This window comes from Streptomyces sp. NPDC057654 (assembly GCF_042800135.1).
Classification (GTDB): Bacteria; Actinomycetota; Actinomycetes; order Streptomycetales; family Streptomycetaceae; genus Streptomyces.
In genome coordinates, this window is record NZ_JBHVHQ010001270.1 from 1 (window position 1) to 1,741 (window position 1,741).

2 protein-coding genes are annotated in these 1,741 nt (G+C 67.1%); both read left to right on the top strand.

The annotated features are described in order from the left end of the window. Window positions 1-311 precede the first annotated feature (311 nt). Complete coding sequence (locus ACFU99_RS42740) at window positions 312-797, top strand: MarR family winged helix-turn-helix transcriptional regulator (protein ID WP_384403937.1); 486 nt, start codon at window positions 312-314, stop codon at window positions 795-797. A 69-nt stretch (window positions 798-866) separates the two neighbouring features. Further along, on the top strand, window positions 867-1,232 hold the full coding sequence (locus ACFU99_RS42745; protein ID WP_384403940.1) for a VOC family protein: 366 nt from the start codon (window positions 867-869) through the stop codon (window positions 1,230-1,232). Window positions 1,233-1,741: the final 509 nt, after the last annotated feature.

A 1,741-nucleotide genomic window follows, 5' to 3' on the forward strand; every position in this document is an offset into this window, starting at 1 on the left:
GCTCTATGCACACGGCCGCGCTGGTCGCTGCGGGGGTGAGCGCGGTGGCTTTGGTCATCACGGTGGTTGCGCGTGGGGCCGGGCGTTCGGACGCGCGGGTTGTTGCGTCTTCTTCCTCCGATGGCGCTGACGCTGATTCTGATTCTGGCTCTGGTTCTGGCTCTGGAGTGTCGGCTTCGGTTGTTCGGTCTCGCTGATTGCGGCCGTTCGTTGGTGTTCATTTGCATGCTCTGCTAAAAATTAGCTTGCTAATTAGTTAATTTAGTAAGCTAACGGAGGTGGGGTGGAGCGGTGACTGTGGAGGGTGTGAGATGTCGGACTCGGTGGTGGGCGCGGGCGCGGGCGCGAATGGTGGCCTGGATGGCAGCTCGGGTGTGGAGGAGCTGGCGCTGGCCGCCGACGCGCTCTTCTATGCGATGCGCCGCGCCCGCTCGGCCGCCGGGCAGGAGGGCTCCGGCCTGACCCTCGCCCAGTTGGCGCTGCTCAACCCGTTGGCGGGGGAGCAGGAGTTGCCGGTGGGGCAGTTGGCCGCTGCGGCGGACGTCAGCGTTCCCACCGCCACGCGGATGCTTCAGCAGTTGGAAGGGAAGGGCAGCGTGGCGCGGCGGCGCTCGCCCGCCGACGAGCGCCGGGTTCTGGTCAGCCTCACCGCAAAGGGGGCCGAGCAGCTCGCGGCCGTACAGGCTCGGCTCCGCGAGCGTCAGGCGCGCCTCGCGCAGTTTCCACCGGCTGAGCGGGTGCAACTCGCTGGTCAACTTCGTCGATTGACTGATTTGATCGCAGATACGGATGACTGACCTATTGGTTGCAGCCGGCTGTCGGGGGGTGCCGCGAGTTGTATTCGAGAGTGGAGGGGGACGTTACCTATGCCCATTACGTTGAACCACACCATTGTTCCGGCCGTTGATAATGAGGCGGCTGCGCGGTTTTTCGCCTCTGTCATGGGGCTGGAGTACGGGGGATTGGATCGGCATTTCGCGCCGGTGCGGGTGAATGAGTCGCTGACGCTGGACTTCATGTGTGTGGAGAACCCTGTCGGGCATCACCTGGCGTTCGACGTCGACTCATCGACCTTTGACGGGATCCTGGCCCGCATCCGCGCCGCCGGTGTGCCGTACGGCAGCGACCCCAACGAGCCGGACAATGGTCGGATCGACCATCCGCTGTGCCCGCGCGGGCTGTATTTCGTCGATGACGCCCGCAATCTTTATGAGGTCATGTCGTCCGGGTGACGGGCCCTTCGGGGGTGCTGGTGCTGGTGCTGATGCTGTGTGCTGCCGCGTGGGGCGGGATTGGGGGTGGATGGGTGCGGGCTTCGTCTCGGACCCTCCGGGTCCAGGGCGCTGGCTGCTGCCGCGATGGGGTGGGGTGGGTTCTTCGTCTGGCGGTGGGGTGCTGCCGCGTGGGGCGGCATTCTGCTCGGCCTGCTGCCGCTTTCGTCTCGGGCCCTCCGGACCCAGAGCGCCAGCAGCGGGAGGGGAAGGGGCGGGGCGGATGCCGGTTTGCTGCCTGACGGGTGGGTGCGTGGCCGAGGTCAAGGCTGGCTCCGCTGCGCTGCGCCGCTGGCTGCTGCCGCGATGAGGTCGGGGTGAGTTCTTCGGGTGCGGGGGCGTTTCGGGCCTGCGGCCCACGGCAGGTGAAGTGAGGGGCGCGCTGCGCTGCGCCTGGGGGCGGCTGGCCGTCCGGGGGCGGTTTCCGCCCGTGCAAAGAGGGCCCTTGGCTGGGGAAACTCCACTCCGAC